The following is a 382-nucleotide window of genomic DNA, read 5'->3' as shown; positions in this document are numbered from 1 at the left end:
GCACCATGGCAACCAAAGGCGGACGCGACAAGATCAAGCTGGAATCCACCGCAGGAACCGGCCACTTCTACACCACCACCAAGAACAAGAAGACGATGCCTGAAAAGATGTTGATCATCAAGTTCGACCCCAAGGCTCGCAAGCACGTCGAGTACAAGGAAATGAAGCTGAAGTAAGGCGCCAGCCGCTTCCAGCGCTTTCCCGAGAAGCCGCCCCACCGAGGGCGGCTTTTCTTTTTGTCGTGCGCACACGGCGGGATGCGCTGCGGAAGGCCCCAGGGCACGGCCCCCGGGAAGATCCGCCATCGCCCTGCCGCCGGATGCCGCCTCAGGCAGCAGCCCGTCGGCCTCCGTCCCGCCCCTTCGGCAAGGCACTGCACTGG

Annotated in this window: 1 protein-coding gene; it reads left to right on the top strand. The window is 63.1% G+C overall.

Annotated features, from left to right (window positions below; all coding sequences use genetic code 11):
• Positions 1-5 precede the first annotated feature (5 nt).
• The gene (gene rpmG, locus MPC4_RS05920) at positions 6-176 is read left to right on the top strand and encodes a 50S ribosomal protein L33 (protein ID WP_092954775.1); all 171 of its coding nucleotides are present in this window, start codon (positions 6-8) and stop codon (positions 174-176) included.
• The last annotated feature ends 206 nt before the right edge of the window (positions 177-382 follow it).

Source organism: Methylocella tundrae, from assembly GCF_901905185.1.
GTDB classification, from domain to species: Bacteria; Pseudomonadota; Alphaproteobacteria; order Rhizobiales; family Beijerinckiaceae; genus Methylocapsa; species Methylocapsa tundrae.
Note: the sequence above shows the minus strand (reverse complement) of the source record. Positions and strands in the feature narration are given on the sequence as shown.

What these genes read in the sequence shown, in the direction of transcription:
- rpmG (WP_092954775.1), top strand. Translation starts at nt 6, where the DNA reads ATGGCAACCAAAGGCGGACGCGACAAGATCAAGCTGGAATCCACCGCA.